The organism is Aeromicrobium sp. PFPM2_SD2 (assembly GCF_057364525.1).
In genome coordinates this window covers 1-587 of sequence record NZ_JBNFNZ010000791.1, presented here as the reverse complement: position 1 = coordinate 587, position 587 = coordinate 1, and the positions used below count along the sequence as shown (strand labels likewise).

Here is a 587-nt window from a genome sequence, read left to right as displayed (position 1 = left end):
CTCGGCCGGCTGCTGGTCGCGTGCTGGACCGGCCTGGCCGCGCTGGTCGGGACGATCACCCGCAGCGTCGGCCGCAGCGCCCGCGACCTGGACCCCCGAGCAGCGTCGCGACGGCATCGGCCTGGCGGTGCTCGCCCTGGCCATCGTCGTCGCCGCCTCCGTCTGGTGGCACATCCCCGGGTTCGTCGGTCGCGCCGTGCGCGGCGCGACGATGGGCAGCGTCGGCGTGCTCGCCTGGGCCGTCCCGGTCGCCCTGCTCGTCCTGGCCTGGCGCACCATGCGTCCGTCCCAGGAGGAGACCCCCGCCGGACGCACGCTGCTGGGCTGGATCTGCCTGGTCGGCGGCCTGCTCGGCCTCGTGCACCTGTCGCACGGCGTCCCGCGGCCGTCCGACCACGACGCCGACGCGATGCGCGAGGCCGGCGGCGCCATCGGCTACCTGGTGTCCGCCGTGCTCGTCGACCTGCTCAAGTCGCCGTGGGTCGTCGCCCCGATCCTCGTGCTGCTCACCGCCTTCGGCGCGCTGACCGTGCTCAACACCCCGCTGTACGCCTGTCGCCCGCCGGCGGCCGCGGTGCGCGACCGTC

General features: G+C 76.1%; 1 protein-coding gene. It reads left to right on the top strand.

Features of this window, described 5'->3' with window-relative positions; translation table 11 throughout:
* Positions 1-587, top strand: a 587-nt coding sequence (locus AC2W7G_RS18145; RefSeq protein WP_485869661.1) for a DNA translocase FtsK 4TM domain-containing protein, incomplete at both ends; no start/stop codon positions are given.